Consider the following 18,865-nt stretch of genomic DNA (forward strand, 5'->3'; position numbering starts at 1 on the left):
ACGATTAGAGACAATGACAACATTCATTATTTAGGTAAGTTATTGGGGTGGATTAAATCATGAACGAATTTTCTATTGTTTGCCGCATCTTGGGGACATTGTTTAACCGGACACCACAAGATCCTGTTCTACAACCAGTAATCGCCATGATTGCTGAGGGAAAATTAAAACAAGCATGGCCTTTGGAACAGGATGAATTATTGGATAGATTACAGCAAAACAGTGAATTATCGGTGATCGAGGTTGATTATCATGCCTTGTTTACTGGAGAGTCTGCGGGCGTGGCAGTTTGCCGTTCTGATTATACCGATAAGGATGAAAGTGAAGTACGTGAGTTTTTAATGGAGCGGGGCATGCCTTTGTCTGATACTCCTGCTGATCAATTTGGTTCCTTATTATTGGCTGCTTCTTGGTTGGAAGATCAGGCTGCAGAAGATGAAGTTCAAGCCCAAATTGCATTGTTTGATGAGTATTTGTTACCTTGGTGTGGGCAATTTCTTGGTAAAGTTGAAGCTCATGCAACTAGTGGTTTTTATCGAACGCTGGCAATTATTACCCGAGAATCATTGCAAGTATTACGTGAAGAACTGGAGTCTATGTGACAACGTCACGCCATTCTTTTTGTATTTCTGCTTTTGATACTTATCGTTTTAAATAAATAAGTTAAACGATAGTTATCGATAAATATAGTCATCGGTAAATAATGAGCAAAAAGTAAGGGCAAGTTATAAAACAACCTGCCCTTATAATTTTTATTACTGATGAAAATTATTTATTGACCAAATTAATAACCAATTTACCGGGTTTAACTTCCAATCCTTTGGCTAATTTTAAGGCCGCAGATTCAGCTTTGCTTTTTCCTGAGTTCAAAACATAAACTGGTTGAGTATCAAAGAACCCAGTCAAAGAATTATTCAGATAAGGGATCAGCGTCTTAATCGGTATGGCAATTTTTTCAGGTGTGGTTTTGTAGTCGACGATTTCTAATTCCTTAATGAAAATGGCTTTTTTTTCTGCATCAAATACTGGTTTAGCTCTAATGGTCAGTTTCATATCAGCTTGAACTGTATTCCACGAAGTCACCAATTGAACTTTTGCCTGAGTCGACAATTCAATTTTTTTCGGATCCTTGCGACCAATCTGACTGGTTAAACTTCCCAGGGTGATATTGGCTTGGATTGCGCCGGGCAGGCTAATTTGCTTTTGATAATGAACTTTTTTCGATAAATATTCATTGAGCAGGCCTTCATTGACACTAATATTTTTGAATAGATCACAACCACTGAGTAATCCAACTAGTATCAATACTGCTCCTAAGAAAAATTTTCTCATGTTGCCTCCTAATTGTTTTCGACGAACAAATTTTATACCATTTTATGGCATAATAACTTCAACAAATGATTAATGTTTGTCAATATTATTAACGTTTACCAATAATGATAGGCTCAATTTTCTTCTGATTGAATTGGCGATGAAGGGCATAAATGGTGATGAAACCTGCCAATCCCAGCAAAAACCATGGTAATTGGGGTATATTCAAAGCTCTGCCTGTATCATAAAGCCATCCACCGCCGGTATAGCCTAATGCACCTCCCAATGCCAGCCCCAGTCGACTGAAGCCCATGTAACTGCCTCGTGCTCGTGGATCAGTTAGTGAAGCACTTAGTGTCTCGCGTGCAGGATCTGCTGTCACTAATCCTAAATAAAACAGACAAATTAGGCTGAATAGAAGGTGCAATTGATTAATCCAGCCGATTGGGAACATGCAGAGACTCATTAAAAACAAGCCAGCCATTAGCCGCTGTTCTTGGCGGAAATGTTTTTCACTCCAGCGTGCAATAGGATAAAGCAGAGTCAGTGAAATTGTGGCTTCAATAGCGTACATCCACTTAACCGCAGTATGTGTACCAGAAATTTCATGGATAATAATGGGGAACATCAACATGACTTGTACAGACAGAACAAAATAACCTGTCAATGTCAGCACGTAATAAAAGAACCGGCGATCTTTAATGACTCGCCTTATACCTTCTTTGATAGGCGTTCGGCTGGTTGAAATACGGTATGCTGGCAGGAGCCATGCATTAATGAATGCTGTCAACACAAAAATAGCCGCACCAATCCAGCAAACGATATTGAAATTATATTGTAGCAACCAACTTCCTATCAGTGCGCCGACTACAGCTCCAGCGCTGTCTTGCATCATTAAAAGTGAATAAAAACGATTACGTTCATGAGGACGGGTTAATTTAATGACTAATGCAGATCTTGGGGGATCAAACAATGTTCCGCCCAATCCAGACAGAATGCAGGAAATGAACAATATCCAAGGTTCAGAAGCCAGGGCCATTAGAGAGAACCCCATCGCACGCAGTAGCATCCCTGTAACAATCATCGGCTTAGCACCGAACCTATCCGCAATCGCACCACCAAAAATGCCTAGACCTTGTTGTACTATTTGGCGTAAACCCAGAGCGAAACCGACAATAACGGCTGCCCAACCAAGTTGCTCGACGAAACGGATTGAAATTAGGGGAAAAACAACAAAAAACCCTAAAACAACTAATAGATTGTCAAATAAAAGAAAATATTTACCCAAGCTACGCGCTTGTGAAACTAATGACATTTTGCACCATTGAAGTATGAAAAATAAATGTGAATTTTTTGTTATTTTGAACTGAATTTGAGTATTAAGGTAGAGGGGACATAGATGATATTTTTTTATCGTCGGATGGTGATAAAAAGTTTCGTAAGAGCTAAATTATTTAAAGTTTTTTCAAGGGAAATATCAGGAGAAAGTATGTTTGGTTATCGTTCTACATCTCCCAAGATTCGCTTTATTACGGATAGAATGGTTATTCGTGTGGTGTATGAACGGGATGCTTATAGATTGGCTGAATATTATGCAGAAAATAAAGATTTTCTTAAGCCATGGGAACCAACAAGAGATGGTAGCTTTTATCAACCTTCTGGATGGACAAATAGGCTGAGCTATATTGCAGAATTACAACGGCAGGGAGCTGCCTTTAATTTCTTGCTGTTAGATCCTAATGAAAATGAAGTGTTGGGGGTTGCTAATTTCACTAATGTTGTGCGAGGAGCGTTTTATTCCTGTTATCTTGGCTATTCTTTAGGTGAAAAATGGCAGGAGCGAGGGTTAATGTATGAAGCGTTGCAACCAGCAATCCGTTATATGCAGCGCTACCAGAAAATGCATCGTATTATGGCTAATTATATGCCACATAATCATCGCAGCGGGAATTTACTGAAGAGGCTCGGTTTTGAACGGGAAGGTTACGCCAAGAATTATTTAATGATTGACGGAGTCTGGCAAGATCATGTGCTGACATCGTTGATAGATGATTCATGGGATAAAATGAGTTTATAAATTTTTTGGTATGAATCTGGATTGTGTAGGCATTGTTGAAAAATTTGTAACAAACTGAGATATGAAAAGGGGACGTTCTGAAGGGGCTATGACCAGAGCAGAACCGATTTTTGTGAGACGATTGATAAATTATTATCATTATAGTCACATATCGGATAATCAAAATAAAATGAATAGACGTCTAAAAAACTGAACGAATGAAAGCCGGTGCGCCGGTACATCGGCTTTTGATAACAAACCTCAATGGAACCATCACTGAAAGTAACGCCATACGGTTTGCCCCACCAGCTATCTAATAACTAGCTATCTAATAACTTACTCACTGACAACACACTTATTTGTATCGCTGTCCTTTGTGATTTTAATATATATAAATAATTTATTGCTCAAGCTATATCATATTTTTATTTACTAAACATTTACATAGGGTCATGTAAGCTATTATTAAACCCATTTCTGTTTCTATTCTGGTTGTTTATTACTGGACTTATCCCAGACACGATACATTAGAACCATTGGTAAATCAGAGGAGAAAAGCATTGTTTCGTCAACAGGCGATTGAAAACAGAAAAACCAAATGGCGGGGGAAAGCAATTTTACTTCCGGGCCTATCTCCTTGGTTAATCAGTATGGTAAGTCTCTTTTTTCTTGCAGTTTTCCTTATATTTATCATTTTTGGCACGTACACCCGAAGAGTGAATGTTACAGGAGAAATCACCACGTCCCCCAGAGCCATCAATATTTATTCTGGGGTGCAAGGCATCGTGGTGAAACGGTTTGTGACTGTAGGGCAGGCAGTGAAAAAAGGTCAACCAATTTATCAAATTGATGTCAGTAAAAGTACCCGAAGCGGGGTTGTCACCGATAATCAGAGAAAAGACATTGAAAACCAGCTGGTACGGATTGACAGAATAATTGAACGGATTAAAGAAAGTAAGAAAACGGTATTGGAAAATTTAAAAAAACAGAAAAAACAATATACTGAAGCCTTTAAATTCTCTTCTGAAATCATTAAGCGTGCCGAAGAAGGAATAAAAATAGCGAAGAAAAATATGGAAAATTATCGTCGCTATCGAGCCAGAGGATTAATTAATAAAGACCAGTTAACAAATCAGGTCACGCTGTATTATCAGCAACAAAATAACCTACTGAGTTTAAGCAGCCAGAATCAACAGAATTTATTACAGATTACCAACTTGAAAAGCCAAATTCAGACACAGGCAGCAGAATTTGATAAGAGTATTTACCAGATGGAGCTTAAACGACTTGATTTAAAAAAAGAAATGGTCAATGTCGATATGAGCGGAGAAATTATTATTCGCGCGTTATCTAACGGAAAAATAGATTCGTTAAGTGTGACCGTCGGACAAATGGTGAATAACGGAGACAGCTTATTACAAATAATCCCTGAAAAGATAGCACATTACTACTTGGTTATTTGGGTCCCTAATGAGGCTATTCCTTATCTATCTAAAGGGGACAAGATTAATGTTCGTTACGACGCATTTCCCGCAGAGAAATTTGGTCAATTTGCTGCCACGATTGAATTAATATCTAAAACGCCAGCCCCTTCTCAGGAAATGTTAACTTATCAGGGATCGCCACGAAATGCGCAAGGGCCGTCAAAGCCTTATTATAAAATTATTGCAAAACCTGAACAGCAGCAAATTCATTACAATGGAAAACTGATGCCGCTAGAAAATGGCATGAAAGCCAATGCCACTGTATTTCTGGAAAAAAGGAATATTTATCAATGGATGTTATCACCATTTTATAACATGAAATACAGCGCACAGGAGGCCATCAATGAATAACAGTACACGAAAATTGAAATCCTTCTTGAGTCAGTTGGATATAGGGTTACGTCCTCGCATACCGATTATCCACCAGACAGAGGCGTCAGAATGTGGCATGGCCTGTCTGGCAATGATCGCAGGGCATTATGGCAAAAACATTGATCTTATCGAGTTAAGGCGAAGATTTAACCTCTCAGCACGCGGCACTTCATTAGCCAGTGTAAAAGGCATGGCAGAGCAATTAGGTATGGCTACCCGTGCATTATCCTTGGAGTTGGATGAAATCAACGCATTGAAAACACCTTGCATTCTTCACTGGAATTTTAACCATTTTGTGGTGTTGGTCAGTGTCAGGCGGAATAGTTTTGTGATTCATGACCCAGCGCAGGGCCGGAGAACCATCAGTTTATCTGAAATGTCTCAATCGTTTACTGGTGTCGCGCTTGAGGTTTGGCCAGACAGTGAATTTACTGTAGAAGTATCAAAAACCCGTATCCAAATAAAAACGCTACTCCAGAATATTCATGGTATCAAGGGAACCTTGACAAAAATCTTCTTCCTGTCATTGGCGATAGAAACCATTAATCTCGTCATGCCGGTAGGAACACAACTCGTGATGGATCATGTTATCCCAGCAAGTGATAGGGGACTCTTAACGCTTATTTGTACGGGCCTGATAGTATTTATCCTGTTACGCGCCGGCGTGAGCATAATTCGGGTTTGGGCATCACTGATAATGGCCACATTTATCAACATACAATGGCAATCAAGCCTGTTCAAACATCTGTTAAAAATACCGTTGGATTATTTTGAACGTCGTAAGCTCGGAGATATTCAATCCCGTTTTAATTCATTAGAGACATTACAAAACACGTTTACGACCAGTATCATCGGGGCCATTATGGACAGTATCATGGTGATGGGTCTGTTTGCCATGCTGTTACTGTACGGGGGATATTTAACCTGGATTGTGTTTGGATTCACCGCACTCTACGTTCTTATTCGCCTGTTCACCTACGATTATTATCGCCAGCTATCTGAAGAATCACTGATTAAAGATGCTCGTGTTAACTCCTACTTCATGGAAACATTATACGGAATAGCAACCGTCAAGATGCAGGGAATGAGTGAACGTCGCAGCACGCATTGGCTTAACGTGAAAATTGATGCCATTAATACACATATCAAGGTCACCAAAATGGATCTATTTTTTGGCGGCATCAATACACTTATTGCTGCTTTTGACCAGATAGTCATACTGTGGTTAGGGATCAGTCTGGTAATAAATAACCAGATGACCATCGGAATGTTTGTGGCATTTGGTGCATTCAGGGGGCAATTTTCTGATCGCGTCGCTTCATTAACCAGTTTTTTGCTTCAATTACGCATGATGAATCTGCATAACGAACGTGTTGCAGATATTGCCCTGAGTGAACAGGAAGCACAAAAACCTGAAAGGCATTATCAGGCAGCGATGCACCCAATATCACTGGTCACCCAGACGCTCAGTTTTCGTTATGACAGCCAGTCCAGGGCAATCTTTAATGACTTAAATATCGCTATCAAACCTGGGGAAAGTGTAGCGATTACCGGTCCATCAGGGGCAGGAAAAACCACCCTGATGAAAGTGTTATGTGGCCTGTTTGAACCGGACTCAGGCAAAGTCATCGCTGACGGGCATGACATTCAACAACTGGGTATCAACAATTATCGCAAAATGATTGGCTGCGTGATGCAGGACGACAAGCTTTTTTCTGGTTCGATACAGGAAAATATTTGTGGTTTTGCCGATAACATCGATGAAGAGTGGATGATGGAATGTGCAAAAGCCAGTTATATCCACGATATGATTATGGCATTGCCAATGGGCTACGAAACACTGATAGGCGAATTGGGTGAGGGGCTATCTGGCGGACAAAAACAACGTATTTTTATCGCACGGGCACTGTATCAAAAACCCGGCATATTATTTATGGATGAAGCCACCAGTGCATTAGATAAAGAGAGCGAAAATTACGTTAATCAGGCGATAAAAGCGTTAAATATAACCCGTGTCATTATTGCCCACAGGGAAACAACGATTGCGTCAGTAGATAGGGTGATTTCGTTACAAAATAAATAACCCTGATGTTAATTCGTCTGACAATAAAGCTAATGTTGTCATTAAAATAAGTCTTATAGAAATTCTGTACATGATAACCTCGTGATTGTATATCTAATCTGTTAATTGCTTGAATTAAAAGTGTAGCCTTTCTTGATAGATATCTGAACTTGTTAAGAAATATATAATTTCTTTTTATCACTTAGCTTAATTTTATCTCTGTGAATAGGTATGTATTAAATAAGATATTTGATGAACATAAGTTTGCTGAATATTAGATAAAGATGTTTTTATACTAATGTGAATTATTCTCTAAAAGTGTATGGTGTTTTAGGAAGACAGTCCATTTGATAGGAAATGATCAACAGTTGTGAATAACATCTGTCTGTCAAAAAATAATATCTTGTAAAATCATTCGGTTGTATGTAGATTGTTATCAATTCTTTTCAACTTTGGAATGAATGGAATTCATTGATATACAATAATATTATCTTGATTTCTTTGGCTTAATGCTTTTAATGCCCATTTCATAAAAATCAATTTTAGAAAATACCATGAATTTACTGAAATCTCTGGCAGCGGTTAGCTCGATGACGATGTTCTCCCGCGTTCTGGGCTTTATTCGTGATGCCATCATTGCCCGTATATTTGGTGCAGGCATGGCGACAGATGCCTTTTTCGTTGCCTTCAAACTCCCTAATTTACTGCGCCGTATTTTTGCTGAAGGCGCTTTCTCACAAGCGTTTGTTCCTATTCTTGCTGAATATAAAAATCAGCAAGGAGATGAAGCAACACGCACTTTTATTGCGTATGTATCAGGAATGTTGACACTGATTCTGGCAATAGTCACGGTGGTAGGTGTGATTGCTGCGCCTTGGATCATTTATGTGACAGCACCGGGTTTTACAGACACAGCGGATAAGTTTGCCTTAACTAGTGATCTGCTCAGAATTACGTTTCCCTACATTTTTTTGATATCTTTGGCTTCATTGGCGGGAGCGATTCTCAACACATGGAATCGCTTTTCTGTACCTGCCTTTGCACCAACATTGCTTAATATCAGCATGATCGTCTTTTCACTGTTTGTGGCACCTTATTGTAATCCTCCTGTGATGGCATTGGGTTGGGCTGTGATTGCTGGAGGTATTTTGCAATTGGTTTATCAGCTTCCCCACCTGAAAAAAATAGGTATGCTGGTACTGCCGAGGATCTCTTTCCGTGACAGTGGAGTATGGCGGGTTATACGTCAGATGGGGCCTGCTATTTTTGGAGTTTCAGTCAGCCAGATATCATTGATCATTAATACTATTTTTGCTTCATTTTTGATCTCTGGCTCCGTTTCGTGGATGTATTATGCTGACCGTTTAATGGAGCTGCCTTCGGGGGTATTGGGCGTGGCCTTGGGTACGATCCTGCTGCCTTCACTGGCAAAAAGTTTTTCCAGTGGAAATCACGAGGAATACAGGCGGTTAATGGATTGGGGATTGCGTCTTTGCTTTTTGTTGGCTTTGCCTTGTGCGGTTGCGCTAGGAATTTTGGCGAAACCATTGACGGTGTCACTTTTTCAATACGGCAATTTTTCTACTTTTGATGCAGGAATGACGCAACAGGCATTAATCGCTTACTGCTTTGGTCTAATGGGATTGATTGTGGTTAAAATCCTCGCTCCGGGTTTTTACGCTCGTCAGGATATTAAAACGCCCGTTAAGATTGCGATTGCAACGTTGATTTTAACGCAGTTAATGAATCTTGTTTTTATTGGCCCATTGAAACATGCGGGTTTGGCACTTTCTATTGGTCTGGCTGCCTGCTTTAATGCCAGTATGCTTTATTGGCAATTGCGTAAGCGTGAGATCTTTAAGCCATTGGCAGGATGGGGTGTTTTTCTGCTGAAATTGGTTGTGGCAATTGCGGCGATGGTCGGGGTGTTACTGGCAATGTTATGGATAATGCCGGCTTGGGAGCAGGGCAATATGGCATTGCGCCTGCTACGGCTAATGGGAGTTGTCATTGCGGGTGCCGGTAGTTATTTTACTGCATTGGCTTTGATGGGTTTCCGATTGAAAGATTTCGCTCATCGGGGAATATAGTAATTAATCAATGTTCTTAAATGGGCCGCTCAAATTATTTATTGGGCGGCATTACTTTCCTTGTTTTTTGAGTTGCTAAGACTCATACAACCTTGACGGTGCCCATTTTTGAGACAAAGTTGCTTCTATTGCCTGTTCCTTTTAAGAGTGTTTTTCATTGGTCTAAAACCCTGATCTTGGAACAGGCACTGAGTGCAATTTCTTATCCAGAATTCGGGCTAAATATACATATCGTCAGAACAAGTGAAATAGAGAAAACTGGTATGATATTCGTTATCATACCAGTTTTTGAGAACAATAATTACATCCGTTCTACCGTCTGAATACCTAAAGTATCTAGACCTTGCTTCAAAGTCTTCGCTGTCAGTAGTGCCAATTTCAGGCGGCTCTGACGCAGTTCCTCGCTGTCAGCATTCAAGATCGGGCAATGTTCATAGAAGCCGGAGAACAGGCCTGCCAAATCATACAGATAAGAACACATCACATGAGGTGTCCCTTCACGGGCTACGGTCGTGATAGTCTCTTCAAATTGCAGTAAGCGAGTTGCCAGAGCTTGTTCACGTTCTTCGTTTAGAATAACTGGCAGTGTCAGGCTGCTTTCATCAATTTCTGCACGCTTAAAGATAGAATTTACACGGGTATAAGCATATTGCATATAAGGCGCGGTATTACCTTCAAAGGCGAGCATGTTATCCCAGTCAAATACGTAGTCGGTAGTACGGCTTTTGGAAAGATCTGCATATTTTACTGCACCGATACCGACAGCGTTGACGACTTTTTTCAGCTCGTCTTCTGGCATATCTGGATTTTTCTCATGGATCAGGGTACCTGCGCGTTCAATGGCTTCATCCAACAAATCAGACAATCTTACTGTACCACCTGCACGGGTTTTGAACGGTTTGCCATCTTTACCCAACATCATGCCGAACATATGATGCTCAAGTGACATGGACTCAGGAATATAACCTGCTTTGCGTACTATTGTCCAAGCTTGCATCAGGTGTTGGTGCTGACGTGAATCGATGTAGTAAAGAACGCGGTCTGCATGCAGGATTTCATGACGGTATTTGGCACAAGCGATATCGGTAGTGGTATAAAGATAACCGCCATCTTTTTTCTGAATGATAACGCCCATCGGTTCACCTTCTTTGTTCTTGTATTCATCAAGGTAAACCACAGTAGCGCCATCACTTTCAACGGCAAGGCCACGTTGTTTCAGATCTGCAACAACGCCTGACAGCATATTGTTATACAGGCTTTCACCCATGACATCTTTTTCCATCAGAGTCACATTCAGGCGCTCATAGGTTTCCTGATTCTGTGACATGGTGATATCAACCAGTTTGCGCCACATGGTACGACAATATTCATCACCACCTTGCAGTTTTACTACGTAGTTACGGGCGCGGATAGCAAACTCTTCATCTTCATCGTAAGCTTTCTTTGCTTCACGGTAGAAGGCTTCCAAATCCGCCAATGCCATATCACTGGCATCTTCATTCTGAACTTTTTCCAGATAGGCAATCAGCATTCCGAACTGAGTTCCCCAGTCACCAACGTGGTTGGCACGGATAACTTTGTGACCCAGAAATTCGAGGGTACGCACAGCCGCATCGCCAATAATTGTGGAACGAATGTGCCCAATGTGCATTTGTTTTGCAACGTTCGGTGCGGAATAGTCGACAACGATGGTTTGTGGTTCCACCGGAGTAATGCCCAGTTTTTCATCTTTCAACGCGGTTTCGATATTGGCAGCAACCCATGCTTTATCCAGAAAAATATTGATAAAACCGGGGCCGGCGATCTCAACTTTGCTGGCGATTCCTTGCAGTTTTAGCAAACTGACGACTTTTTCTGCCAATTGTCGGGGGGGAATGCCCACTTTTTTAGCTGCTGCCATGATACCATTTGCTTGGTAGTCACCAAACTGAGCTTTTGCAGATTGACGGACGTGAGCTTCACTGTCAGCTGGAGCACCAGCAGCAATCAGCGCATGGCTGATTTTTTCTGAAAGAATTGCCTGAATATTCACCGTGTTACCTTAGGTTACGCACAAAAGCCTCCGCATTTGGATTATGCAAATACTTTTAAGCGTGTGGATTATGAGAAAATACTGGGTTTTATATCATATTCAGTATCCTGCATGCTACCATCAGCCACGGCTGGTGGTATGACTTTTTGTTTTCAGCTCGTCTTTCAGACGATTATTCGCTATTCCGGCTAAAATCAGCCGGATTTTAGCGCAAGGGCAGAAAATGATTTTGATAGCTTTTTTGATGGGGAAGCGATGACACACTTTTCAACAATTTCTGAATTACAGGGTTTAGCGGCTGATTTATTGAGTTTCGAACAAAAGCTAAAGCAGTTTGGTGAACACCTTGGCTTAGAGCTTGCGCGATATTCAGTGGATCATATTTCCTTGCGTTGTAATGAAACGTCAATAGCTGATCGCTGGCGTCAAGGTTTTTTACAATGTGGTCAATTAATATCTGAAAGCATGATTAATGGCCGCCCAATCTGCTTATTTGAATTAGAGCAACCAATAGTCTTACTTGGCTGGCAAATTGATTGTGTCGAGTTACCTTATCCGAGTAAAAAACACTACGTTCATGAAGGCTGGGAGCATGTCGAATTTGTTCTGCCTGTACCTCCCGAACAACTTATACATGAAGCCTATAAGCTATTGCCTGATCCGCTGCCCGATGTTTTTCGCACGAAAGAAAGTGACCCGAAAGGTGATAATGAAAAGTTACCAAATCCAACGTTAGCTGTGACAAATGGTGAACTTACAATCAAATTTCATTCTTTTTCTCTCAAAGAAATCATAAAAAGTGAGGGCTAGTCGGCAAAAATGGTTTTTTTCTCATGTGGACTCAGTAAAAAATTCTAACCTTGTGATTTCCAACAAATCATGAAAGAAAATTAATTGCCATAGTTAATAGGTTCGATAATGAAATATTTTAAGGGCATATAATATAACTTATTGAAAGTGTATATCTGGGGGGCTTTGAATGATAAAGCTGGAAATTTGCTGTTATAGCATAAATTGTGCTTTGGTTGCACAAAAGGCGGGAGCTGATCGCATTGAATTGAGTGCAAGCCCGTCGGAAGGCGGGGTAACACCTAGCTTCGGGGCATTGCAGCATGCACTCCAGAGCTTATCAATTCCAGTGCATCCCATTGTACGACCAAGAGGGGGCGATTTTTGTTACAGTAACGCTGATTTCGAAGTGATGAAAAATGATGTCGCTCGTATCCGTGATATGGGGTTTCCTGGTGTGGTTTTCGGCGTTTTAAACGAAGAGGGTCATATTGATCTGCTTCGCATGAGGCAATTAATGTCATTGTCAGGAAATATGAAAGTCACTTTCCATCGTGCGTTTGATATGTGTTTCAATCCACATGTTGCTTTGGATCAACTGACAGAGCTTGGTGTGCAGCGTATTTTAACTTCAGGTCAGCAACTAAATGCTGAGTTGGGGTTGCCCTTGTTAAAAGAATTGTTACAGACTAGTCAAGGACCAATTATCATGCCGGGTGCTGGTGTCAGAATTAGCAATATCAGTAAGTTTCTGGAAATTGGTATAACAGAAGTTCATAGTTCAGCAGGCAAGAGAATTCCTTCTTCCATGAGGTATCGAAAAGCAGGCGTCACGATGAGTTCTGATGACAGTGATATAGATGAATATGCTTACTATGGTGTTGACGAGCAATTAGTTGAATCAATGAAGGGAATGATTGGTCTGGTTCAAGGGAAAAAATAAGATATTTTGTATTTCTTTGAATATTCAGTAGATTCTAAGCTATAGCTTAGCAGCAAAAGGACGAACCCCCAGTCATATAGTCAACTATATGACTGGGAGAAAATAACCAACAAAGTGGCAATTCGAAGTAAGAAGGGGATAAATGTTTATGGCTTGCGGGCAATAAGGACCGCACGCAGTGGTGCAGGGTAGCCTTCTATTGTTTTGCTGTGATCATTTGGATCAAGAAAATCGACCAGCGATTCGGTCTTCATCCATTCTGTCTGGCGTTGTTCATCCAGTGTCGTAACCACATGATCTACAATCCGGACATCAATAAAACCACATTTTTCTAACCAGACTTTCAGCATCTTGGCAGACGGAATAAAGTAGACATTCCGCATTTGCGCGTAGCGTTCGCCCGGAATGAGACACTGATGCTCATCACCTTCGATCACTAAGCTTTCCAAAACTAATTCACCGCCAGAAACCAGCTGGTTTTTCAGTTGCCATAAATGGTCAAGAGGAGAGCGGCGATGGTAAAGCACCCCCATTGAAAACACCGTATCAAAGGCTTGTAGTTCTGGTAATTGTTCAATACCCAAAGGCAGAAGGTGGGCACGTTGATCACTGCCCAATAATTTCCTGACGGCTTCAAATTGGCAAAGGAAAAGCTGTGTTGGGTCAATACCCACTACTAAATCAGCCCCTTCTCCGACCATGCGCCACATGTGATAACCACTGCCACAGCCGACATCAAGGACGGTTCTGCCTTCTAATGGAGAAATATGGGGAAGAACGCGGTCCCATTTCCAGTCAGAGCGCCACTCTGTATCAATCTCCACGTCATAGAGCGAAAACGGCCCTTTACGCCACGGCATAAATAATTTCAGAATATTTTGAATGCAGGTTCTTTCGCCATTTGAGAGTTCCGGCTCATAATTCGCGATGACGCCATTTTTCAGGTCAAGCCGGGTAGGATGAATTTCAGGCAGATTCTCCAGGTTCTTTAACCATGAACTGAACTGACCATGCAATGATGCTTTCTGCCAATGATTTAATTGTGCTGGGAGGCATTCCAACCAGTGGCTTAACTGGTTTTTGGCGATCAATTGATAAAAGTTACCGAAGTCGATCATTGTTCAGTTCCTTTTATTGCCAGTAATGAGCCAAAGTTAAAGCATTGGAACCAGACTTCAACGTGCTGGAATCCTGCTTTTTTGAGGCGTGATTTATGGGTTTCAACAGAATCTGTTCGCATAACATTTTCGAGCATACTGCGTTTTTGGCTGATCTCTAGTTCGCTGTAACCGTTGGCCCGTTTGAAATCGTAGTGCATATCGAATAATAATTCGCCAATTTGTTCGTCTTCGAAATTGAATTTTTCAGACAAAACCAAAACACCTCCGGGCTTTAAACCGGCATAGATTTTATCCAGTATTTTCTGGCGATCATCAGAATGCAGGAACTGTAATGTGAAATTAAGAACGACCATTGATGCATTTTGAATGTCGGTATCAAGAATATTCTGTTCGATGACTTCAACGGGGATACTGGCCTTGAAAGAGTCAATATGGCGTCGGCAACGCCTGATCATCGCCGGTGAGTTATCGATGGCAATAATACGACAACCATCTGTACGGGCATCGGCATTGTGATTTTCGGCACTAATGGCTCGGCGGATTGACAGCGTGGCTGCGCCAAGGGAACAACCGAGATCATAAATTTGACTGTTTGGCGTTACAAAACGTTCTGCCAGCATACCTATCATGGAAATGATATTGGAGTAACCGGGAATTGAGCGTTTCACCATATCAGGGAAGACTTCGGCAACACGTTCATCGAAACTCCAGTCACCTAAATTGGCAATTGGGGCAGAGAACAGGCTGTCCCGTTGTTTATGAGATTCTTGATTTGACATAAAAGCATTGATTTTGGAAACAATAAGAAGTGGTTATTCTAACAGAATGCAGGAAAAGGCAGAAAGGAGTAATCACTAGATAGCCCCTCAGCGGCAGTGCACCGCTTCAGGTATGATGGGATTTTATGATGTCAGGGCATTATAAATAGGGTGAACTATTTGCTTACGTATGCACAAGGCAAGATTATCTATTATGTATAGAGAGAGAAAATTTGCTCCCATGGCAAATAGTAAATATTAGTGACAATCATTATTAGCATTGATATGTAGGTAGCAGCCATCCCCATACGCCGCCAGTGTACTTCTCGATTATGCAAGCCAAAGTAGTGTAGTACTCTGCCTGAAAGTAATACCAACCCACAAATATGCAGCATCCAAACGGGAGCGCCATTCATCTCCATTATAAGCAATAACAACATTGAAATTGGAATATATTCAACAGCATTACCATGCACCCTAATGGCTGTTTGCAATTCATAAAAACCGCCATCACCATAGGTTACCCGATATTGTGTTCTCAATTTAACTACATCCAGAGATAGCTTAATTAACAGTAGAGCGCTCAGTACGATATAAAGCGAGCTAACCATTTTTAACTCCATAGCCTAACCCAAAAACGGCCAAACGATGATAAACCTCAAAAGGAAAACTGTCGCTATAAATCATAATATCTAATCATAAATCTTATGAATATTATCGGATGGCAAAAAATTGTCTTGTTAAGAAAGGTGTTATAGCCTTATCTCCGATTAGAATTTCCAGTATAATGGCAGCCTTTTTTTGCAATTCTTCCTAAAAAAAATACTTTTAATCAGTCAACCTTAATCATTGATAGTCACACGCAGTCATAGATTTCCATATAATTAATTGATAATTAAGTTAATTATGTTTGATTTTTGTTTTATGTAATCAGCAGCAGTCACAGATATTCACTTAGCGTCATGAGAAAAATGTACATTGTCGTGTACATGAACTACATTAAAAGCTGTGTTATTTTTTGAGGAAAGTGATATGGCAATTACTGATTCATGGCTGCGATCCATTAACGGCAAACCCCAAGAAAAAATCACCACCAAGTCGGATAGAGACGGTCTGTCTGTTCGTGTCACCCCCAAAGGAAAGATTATATTCCAATTTAGATATCGCTGGAATAGCAAAGGGGATCGAATCGACATAGGAACCTATCCGGCGACTGGTTTAAAGGACGCCCGTGACTCGGTGATTTTTTATCGCGGGGAACTCGAACAGCATCGCAACCCTAAAATAGTTAAACGAGTTCGCAAGGAATCCGTATTAAGCGCGGTGACTGTAGAGGGGCTTATACGGGATTGGTGGAAAATAACGATGCAAGGTCTAAAAGTTAGGGCAGATGACATTTTGCGCTCTTTTGAGATTTACGTTTTCCCCAAAATAGGGAAATTACCTCATGATGAGGTAACACTCCATGTTTGGCTTTCCTTAATTGAAGATGTTGCTAAAGAAGTACCATCAATTGGTAACCGTATATTAACATACTCCAAAAAAGCGCATAAGTGGGCCGTTCGGAGAGGAATAACTAATCTCACTCCACTATCCGATGTGGAAAAAAGTGATTTAAGCGGAAAAGATGCATATGACGATACCGATTTAGATTCTGAGACAGGCGAAAGGACATTAAGAGAAGAAGAGTTAGCGGTGCTTTTCCAACTTATCAATGCCTCTAGGTATAATCCACGTAATGCATTAATAATAAAATTATGTTTGTTATTTGGATGCCGCATTGGTGAGTTACTAAAAGCTAAAGTAGGTGATTTTGATTATGAGAAGGATATTTGGATCGTTCCTCCAAAAAACCATAAGACAGGTAGAAGATCTAAAAAGCCCATTATCAGGCCAATTACTCCAGCAGCTAAGGAATTAATTGAACAGGCAAAGACATTGAACCATGGAAACGAATATTTGTTTATTGTATCAAGCGGAGGGCCTTTTGCAAAAAGCTCATACAATGCAATAGTTAAATATCTTAATAAAAAAATGGCTTCTTGCTTGCCTGATTATGAAAGCTGGTCAATCCACGATCTACGCCGAACGATGCGCACTGGGGTATCTGAATTAACATCGCCTCACGTAGCTGAAATCATGATAGGCCATAAATTACCGGGAGTGTGGCAGGTGTACGATAAGCACACCTACCTGGACGAGCAGCGAGAGGCATACGAGCGCTGGTGGGAGAAGCTGACTAAAATTGTTTCCCGTCCTCCCAGTCAAAAATATCCTGCCGCATAAAATTAAGCTGGTCAGATTTAAATCTGGGTTTTGGGAAGCCTTCTCTTTTTTGCTTCCCATTACCGCACCATAATCTTATTGTATGTGGTTTTACACCATACCGATCCGCCAGTTCCTTTGTTTTGATGTAGGGTGATTCTGTCATCACTCACCTCCTTTCTGATACCCGTTCTCCAAAACTATTTTAGCCACCGCCGCAGGTGTTACTGCGTCACTCCATGTCCCTTCAAAAATGACGCTGTACAGCTCTGTAGTGAGAATATCATCCAAATTTTTTGGCCTTTCGGAGTAGGGCACCTCATCGGGCACCCCATTCATAATGTCAATAACGAGTTCAGCGATTTCCTTTTCTCCCCGTTCTGGCTTCCGGTATCCGGTCTGCCAGACTGCATCGGTGATATCAGATGGATCACCCCAGACCGAAGCGATGATTTGGGTGAGGTGGAATGAGTTATTGATCATGCTTTTCCCATCCCGCTTTCTTTTTCTTTGGGTGCGGGTTAGCTTTGTTAATATTATTTCCTTTGGAAATAACGCGAATAAAACTCTCACAGGTAACAAAGGTTGTGCCACAATTAATATTTTGACACTGGTTATAGCGCTCTTTTGTTTCTTCTGTTTGCCAAAAACTACTACGTGTATGAGAGTTAGTTTTACATATAGGGCATCTAAACATGCTGTTACCTCATTTGTATTTTCGTTATTTATTTCTGACCAGTTCGTCGTTAATGTCCGCCATCTGGCGGTGTTCCTCAGTCATTGAAACATCCCCTTAGCTGCCAGCGTGTCACCCATGTCATTGATCATGCTTTGCCATATTTCACGCCCGTAGCCTGTCAGACAGCCATTGACTACGCATTTTTCCATCAGGTTAATGGCTATCACTTCCCATGCTGGATAACTCTGCTGTAATGCTTCCAGTGCGTAACTGTCCACCAGTTCACGAATGCCTTTTGCCCCTTCGACAATAGCAATATTGATTTCTGTTTTTCCGACTTGCATCGTGAAGTGAGCGCCGCCGTTACGGGTCACTACATCGTTATAGATAGCGGCTGCGTAGGTGTTCGCCAGTGCATTGAGGCGAAAGTTTTTCGTTATCATCTGAGCCTCCTGTCAATGAATAACCGGCATAGTGTTAAACTCGCCAGCTTCTACCGCTTTGATTAATTCATCGTGCAGGATAGAAAGCCCCTCACGCCCTTTCTCAGATAGCCGGTTGCCGTTCTCTGGCTGCATATTGATAAAATCCATGTACATTCTGACTGCCATATCTGCCCCCTCTTCACTACCGAACTGCTCAAAGGCGATCCCCTCGACATGGGTGGCTAACATCATGCGCTCTGCTAATGGGTATATCGTGATTGCCGCCGCCCCATTAACGTAAATGGCTGCGGTATCAGTGCCGCCTTTGCCGTTATCAACCTCACGGGTGCCGTTTCTGTCTATTTGTTCTTGCACAAAGGAGGCTGACACAATCCCCCGCCACAACATCAACCGTTGCTCATGGGTTGGTTCATAAAAGCCCGCTTTCCAGCCATGAGAAATAGTCAGTACCAATTCA

General features: G+C 41.3%; 18 protein-coding genes. 8 read left to right on the plus strand and 10 right to left on the minus strand.

The features are described 5' to 3' along the window. Nucleotides 1-59 precede the first annotated feature (59 nt). Nucleotides 60-602: a TorD/DmsD family molecular chaperone gene (locus tag Xvie_RS10290; RefSeq protein WP_086109230.1), complete on the plus strand. Its 543-nt coding sequence runs from the start codon at nucleotides 60-62 to the stop codon at nucleotides 600-602. A gap of 166 nt (nucleotides 603-768) precedes the next feature. Here Xvie_RS10290 and Xvie_RS10295 read toward each other — a convergent pair whose 3' ends face one another. After that, on the minus strand, nucleotides 769-1,332 hold the full coding sequence (locus Xvie_RS10295; RefSeq protein ID WP_086109231.1) for a lipoprotein: 564 nt from the start codon (nucleotides 1,330-1,332) through the stop codon (nucleotides 769-771). 88 nt (nucleotides 1,333-1,420) lie between these two features. Beyond that, the gene (mdtH, locus tag Xvie_RS10300) at nucleotides 1,421-2,626 is read right to left on the minus strand and encodes a multidrug efflux MFS transporter MdtH (protein ID WP_086109232.1); all 1,206 of its coding nucleotides are present in this window, start codon (nucleotides 2,624-2,626) and stop codon (nucleotides 1,421-1,423) included. A 174-nt stretch (nucleotides 2,627-2,800) separates the two neighbouring features. Between mdtH and rimJ the strand changes: the two genes are divergently transcribed. The 4 genes from rimJ to murJ all read left to right on the plus strand — a co-directional run bounded on the left by rimJ (nucleotide 2,801) and on the right by murJ (nucleotide 9,375). Continuing rightward, the gene (gene rimJ / locus Xvie_RS10305; protein WP_086109233.1) at nucleotides 2,801-3,388 is read left to right on the plus strand and encodes a ribosomal protein S5-alanine N-acetyltransferase; all 588 of its coding nucleotides are present in this window, start codon (nucleotides 2,801-2,803) and stop codon (nucleotides 3,386-3,388) included. Nucleotides 3,389-3,927: 539 nt separating this feature from the next. Next, nucleotides 3,928-5,202: an HlyD family secretion protein gene (locus tag Xvie_RS10310; protein WP_086109234.1), complete on the plus strand. Its 1,275-nt coding sequence runs from the start codon at nucleotides 3,928-3,930 to the stop codon at nucleotides 5,200-5,202. Further along, nucleotides 5,195-7,306, plus strand: a complete 2,112-nt coding sequence (locus Xvie_RS10315) for a peptidase domain-containing ABC transporter (RefSeq protein ID WP_086109235.1) — start codon at nucleotides 5,195-5,197, stop codon at nucleotides 7,304-7,306. The genes Xvie_RS10310 and Xvie_RS10315 overlap by 8 nt, the downstream gene beginning before the upstream one ends. A gap of 533 nt (nucleotides 7,307-7,839) precedes the next feature. Next, nucleotides 7,840-9,375: a murein biosynthesis integral membrane protein MurJ gene (gene murJ, locus Xvie_RS10320; protein ID WP_086109236.1), complete on the plus strand. Its 1,536-nt coding sequence runs from the start codon at nucleotides 7,840-7,842 to the stop codon at nucleotides 9,373-9,375. 301 nt (nucleotides 9,376-9,676) lie between these two features. On the opposite strand, the gene argS is transcribed toward murJ, so the two are convergent. Further along, a complete protein-coding gene (argS, locus tag Xvie_RS10325; protein WP_086109237.1) occupies nucleotides 9,677-11,407 on the minus strand; it encodes an arginine--tRNA ligase in 1,731 nt (576 codons plus the stop codon). A gap of 255 nt (nucleotides 11,408-11,662) precedes the next feature. Here argS and Xvie_RS10330 point away from each other — a divergent pair, with 255 nt between their 5' ends. Both Xvie_RS10330 and cutC read left to right on the plus strand, forming a co-directional pair. Then, complete coding sequence (locus Xvie_RS10330; protein WP_086109238.1) at nucleotides 11,663-12,217, plus strand: VOC family protein; 555 nt, start codon at nucleotides 11,663-11,665, stop codon at nucleotides 12,215-12,217. Nucleotides 12,218-12,386: 169 nt separating this feature from the next. Continuing rightward, the gene (gene cutC, locus Xvie_RS10335) at nucleotides 12,387-13,139 is read left to right on the plus strand and encodes a copper homeostasis protein CutC (protein ID WP_086109239.1); all 753 of its coding nucleotides are present in this window, start codon (nucleotides 12,387-12,389) and stop codon (nucleotides 13,137-13,139) included. A gap of 146 nt (nucleotides 13,140-13,285) precedes the next feature. Here the strand turns inward: cutC and cmoB are convergent, their stop codons facing one another. From cmoB to Xvie_RS10350, 3 genes are all read right to left on the minus strand, one after another. Beyond that, entirely contained in the window at nucleotides 13,286-14,257 is a 972-nt protein-coding gene (gene cmoB / locus Xvie_RS10340) for a tRNA 5-methoxyuridine(34)/uridine 5-oxyacetic acid(34) synthase CmoB (protein WP_086109240.1), read from the minus strand. Next, nucleotides 14,254-15,039: a carboxy-S-adenosyl-L-methionine synthase CmoA gene (gene cmoA / locus Xvie_RS10345; protein WP_086109241.1), complete on the minus strand. Its 786-nt coding sequence runs from the start codon at nucleotides 15,037-15,039 to the stop codon at nucleotides 14,254-14,256. The genes cmoB and cmoA overlap by 4 nt, the downstream gene beginning before the upstream one ends. Before the next feature lie 191 nt (nucleotides 15,040-15,230). Beyond that, nucleotides 15,231-15,629, minus strand: a complete 399-nt coding sequence (locus tag Xvie_RS10350) for an MAPEG family protein (protein WP_086109242.1) — start codon at nucleotides 15,627-15,629, stop codon at nucleotides 15,231-15,233. Nucleotides 15,630-16,050: 421 nt separating this feature from the next. On the opposite strand from Xvie_RS10350, the gene Xvie_RS10355 reads away from it, so the two are divergent. Beyond that, nucleotides 16,051-17,304, plus strand: a complete 1,254-nt coding sequence (locus tag Xvie_RS10355) for a tyrosine-type recombinase/integrase (protein WP_086109243.1) — start codon at nucleotides 16,051-16,053, stop codon at nucleotides 17,302-17,304. A gap of 144 nt (nucleotides 17,305-17,448) precedes the next feature. Here the strand turns inward: Xvie_RS10355 and Xvie_RS10365 are convergent, their stop codons facing one another. From Xvie_RS10365 to Xvie_RS21570, 4 genes are all read right to left on the minus strand, one after another. Further along, nucleotides 17,449-17,766, minus strand: coding sequence for a hypothetical protein (locus Xvie_RS10365; RefSeq protein WP_086109245.1), 318 nt, complete (start codon nucleotides 17,764-17,766; stop codon nucleotides 17,449-17,451). Then, nucleotides 17,756-17,980: an ogr/Delta-like zinc finger family protein gene (locus Xvie_RS10370; RefSeq protein ID WP_086109246.1), complete on the minus strand. Its 225-nt coding sequence runs from the start codon at nucleotides 17,978-17,980 to the stop codon at nucleotides 17,756-17,758. The genes Xvie_RS10365 and Xvie_RS10370 overlap by 11 nt, the downstream gene beginning before the upstream one ends. An 80-nt stretch (nucleotides 17,981-18,060) precedes the next feature. Further along, nucleotides 18,061-18,405: a hypothetical protein gene (locus tag Xvie_RS10375; RefSeq protein ID WP_086109247.1), complete on the minus strand. Its 345-nt coding sequence runs from the start codon at nucleotides 18,403-18,405 to the stop codon at nucleotides 18,061-18,063. 12 nt (nucleotides 18,406-18,417) lie between these two features. Further along, nucleotides 18,418-18,865 (minus strand): hypothetical protein (locus Xvie_RS21570; protein ID WP_086109248.1); only part of this gene is annotated, 448 nt, incomplete at its 5' end.

It is taken from the genome of Xenorhabdus vietnamensis (assembly GCF_002127535.1).
Lineage (GTDB): Bacteria > Pseudomonadota > Gammaproteobacteria > Enterobacterales > Enterobacteriaceae > Xenorhabdus > Xenorhabdus vietnamensis.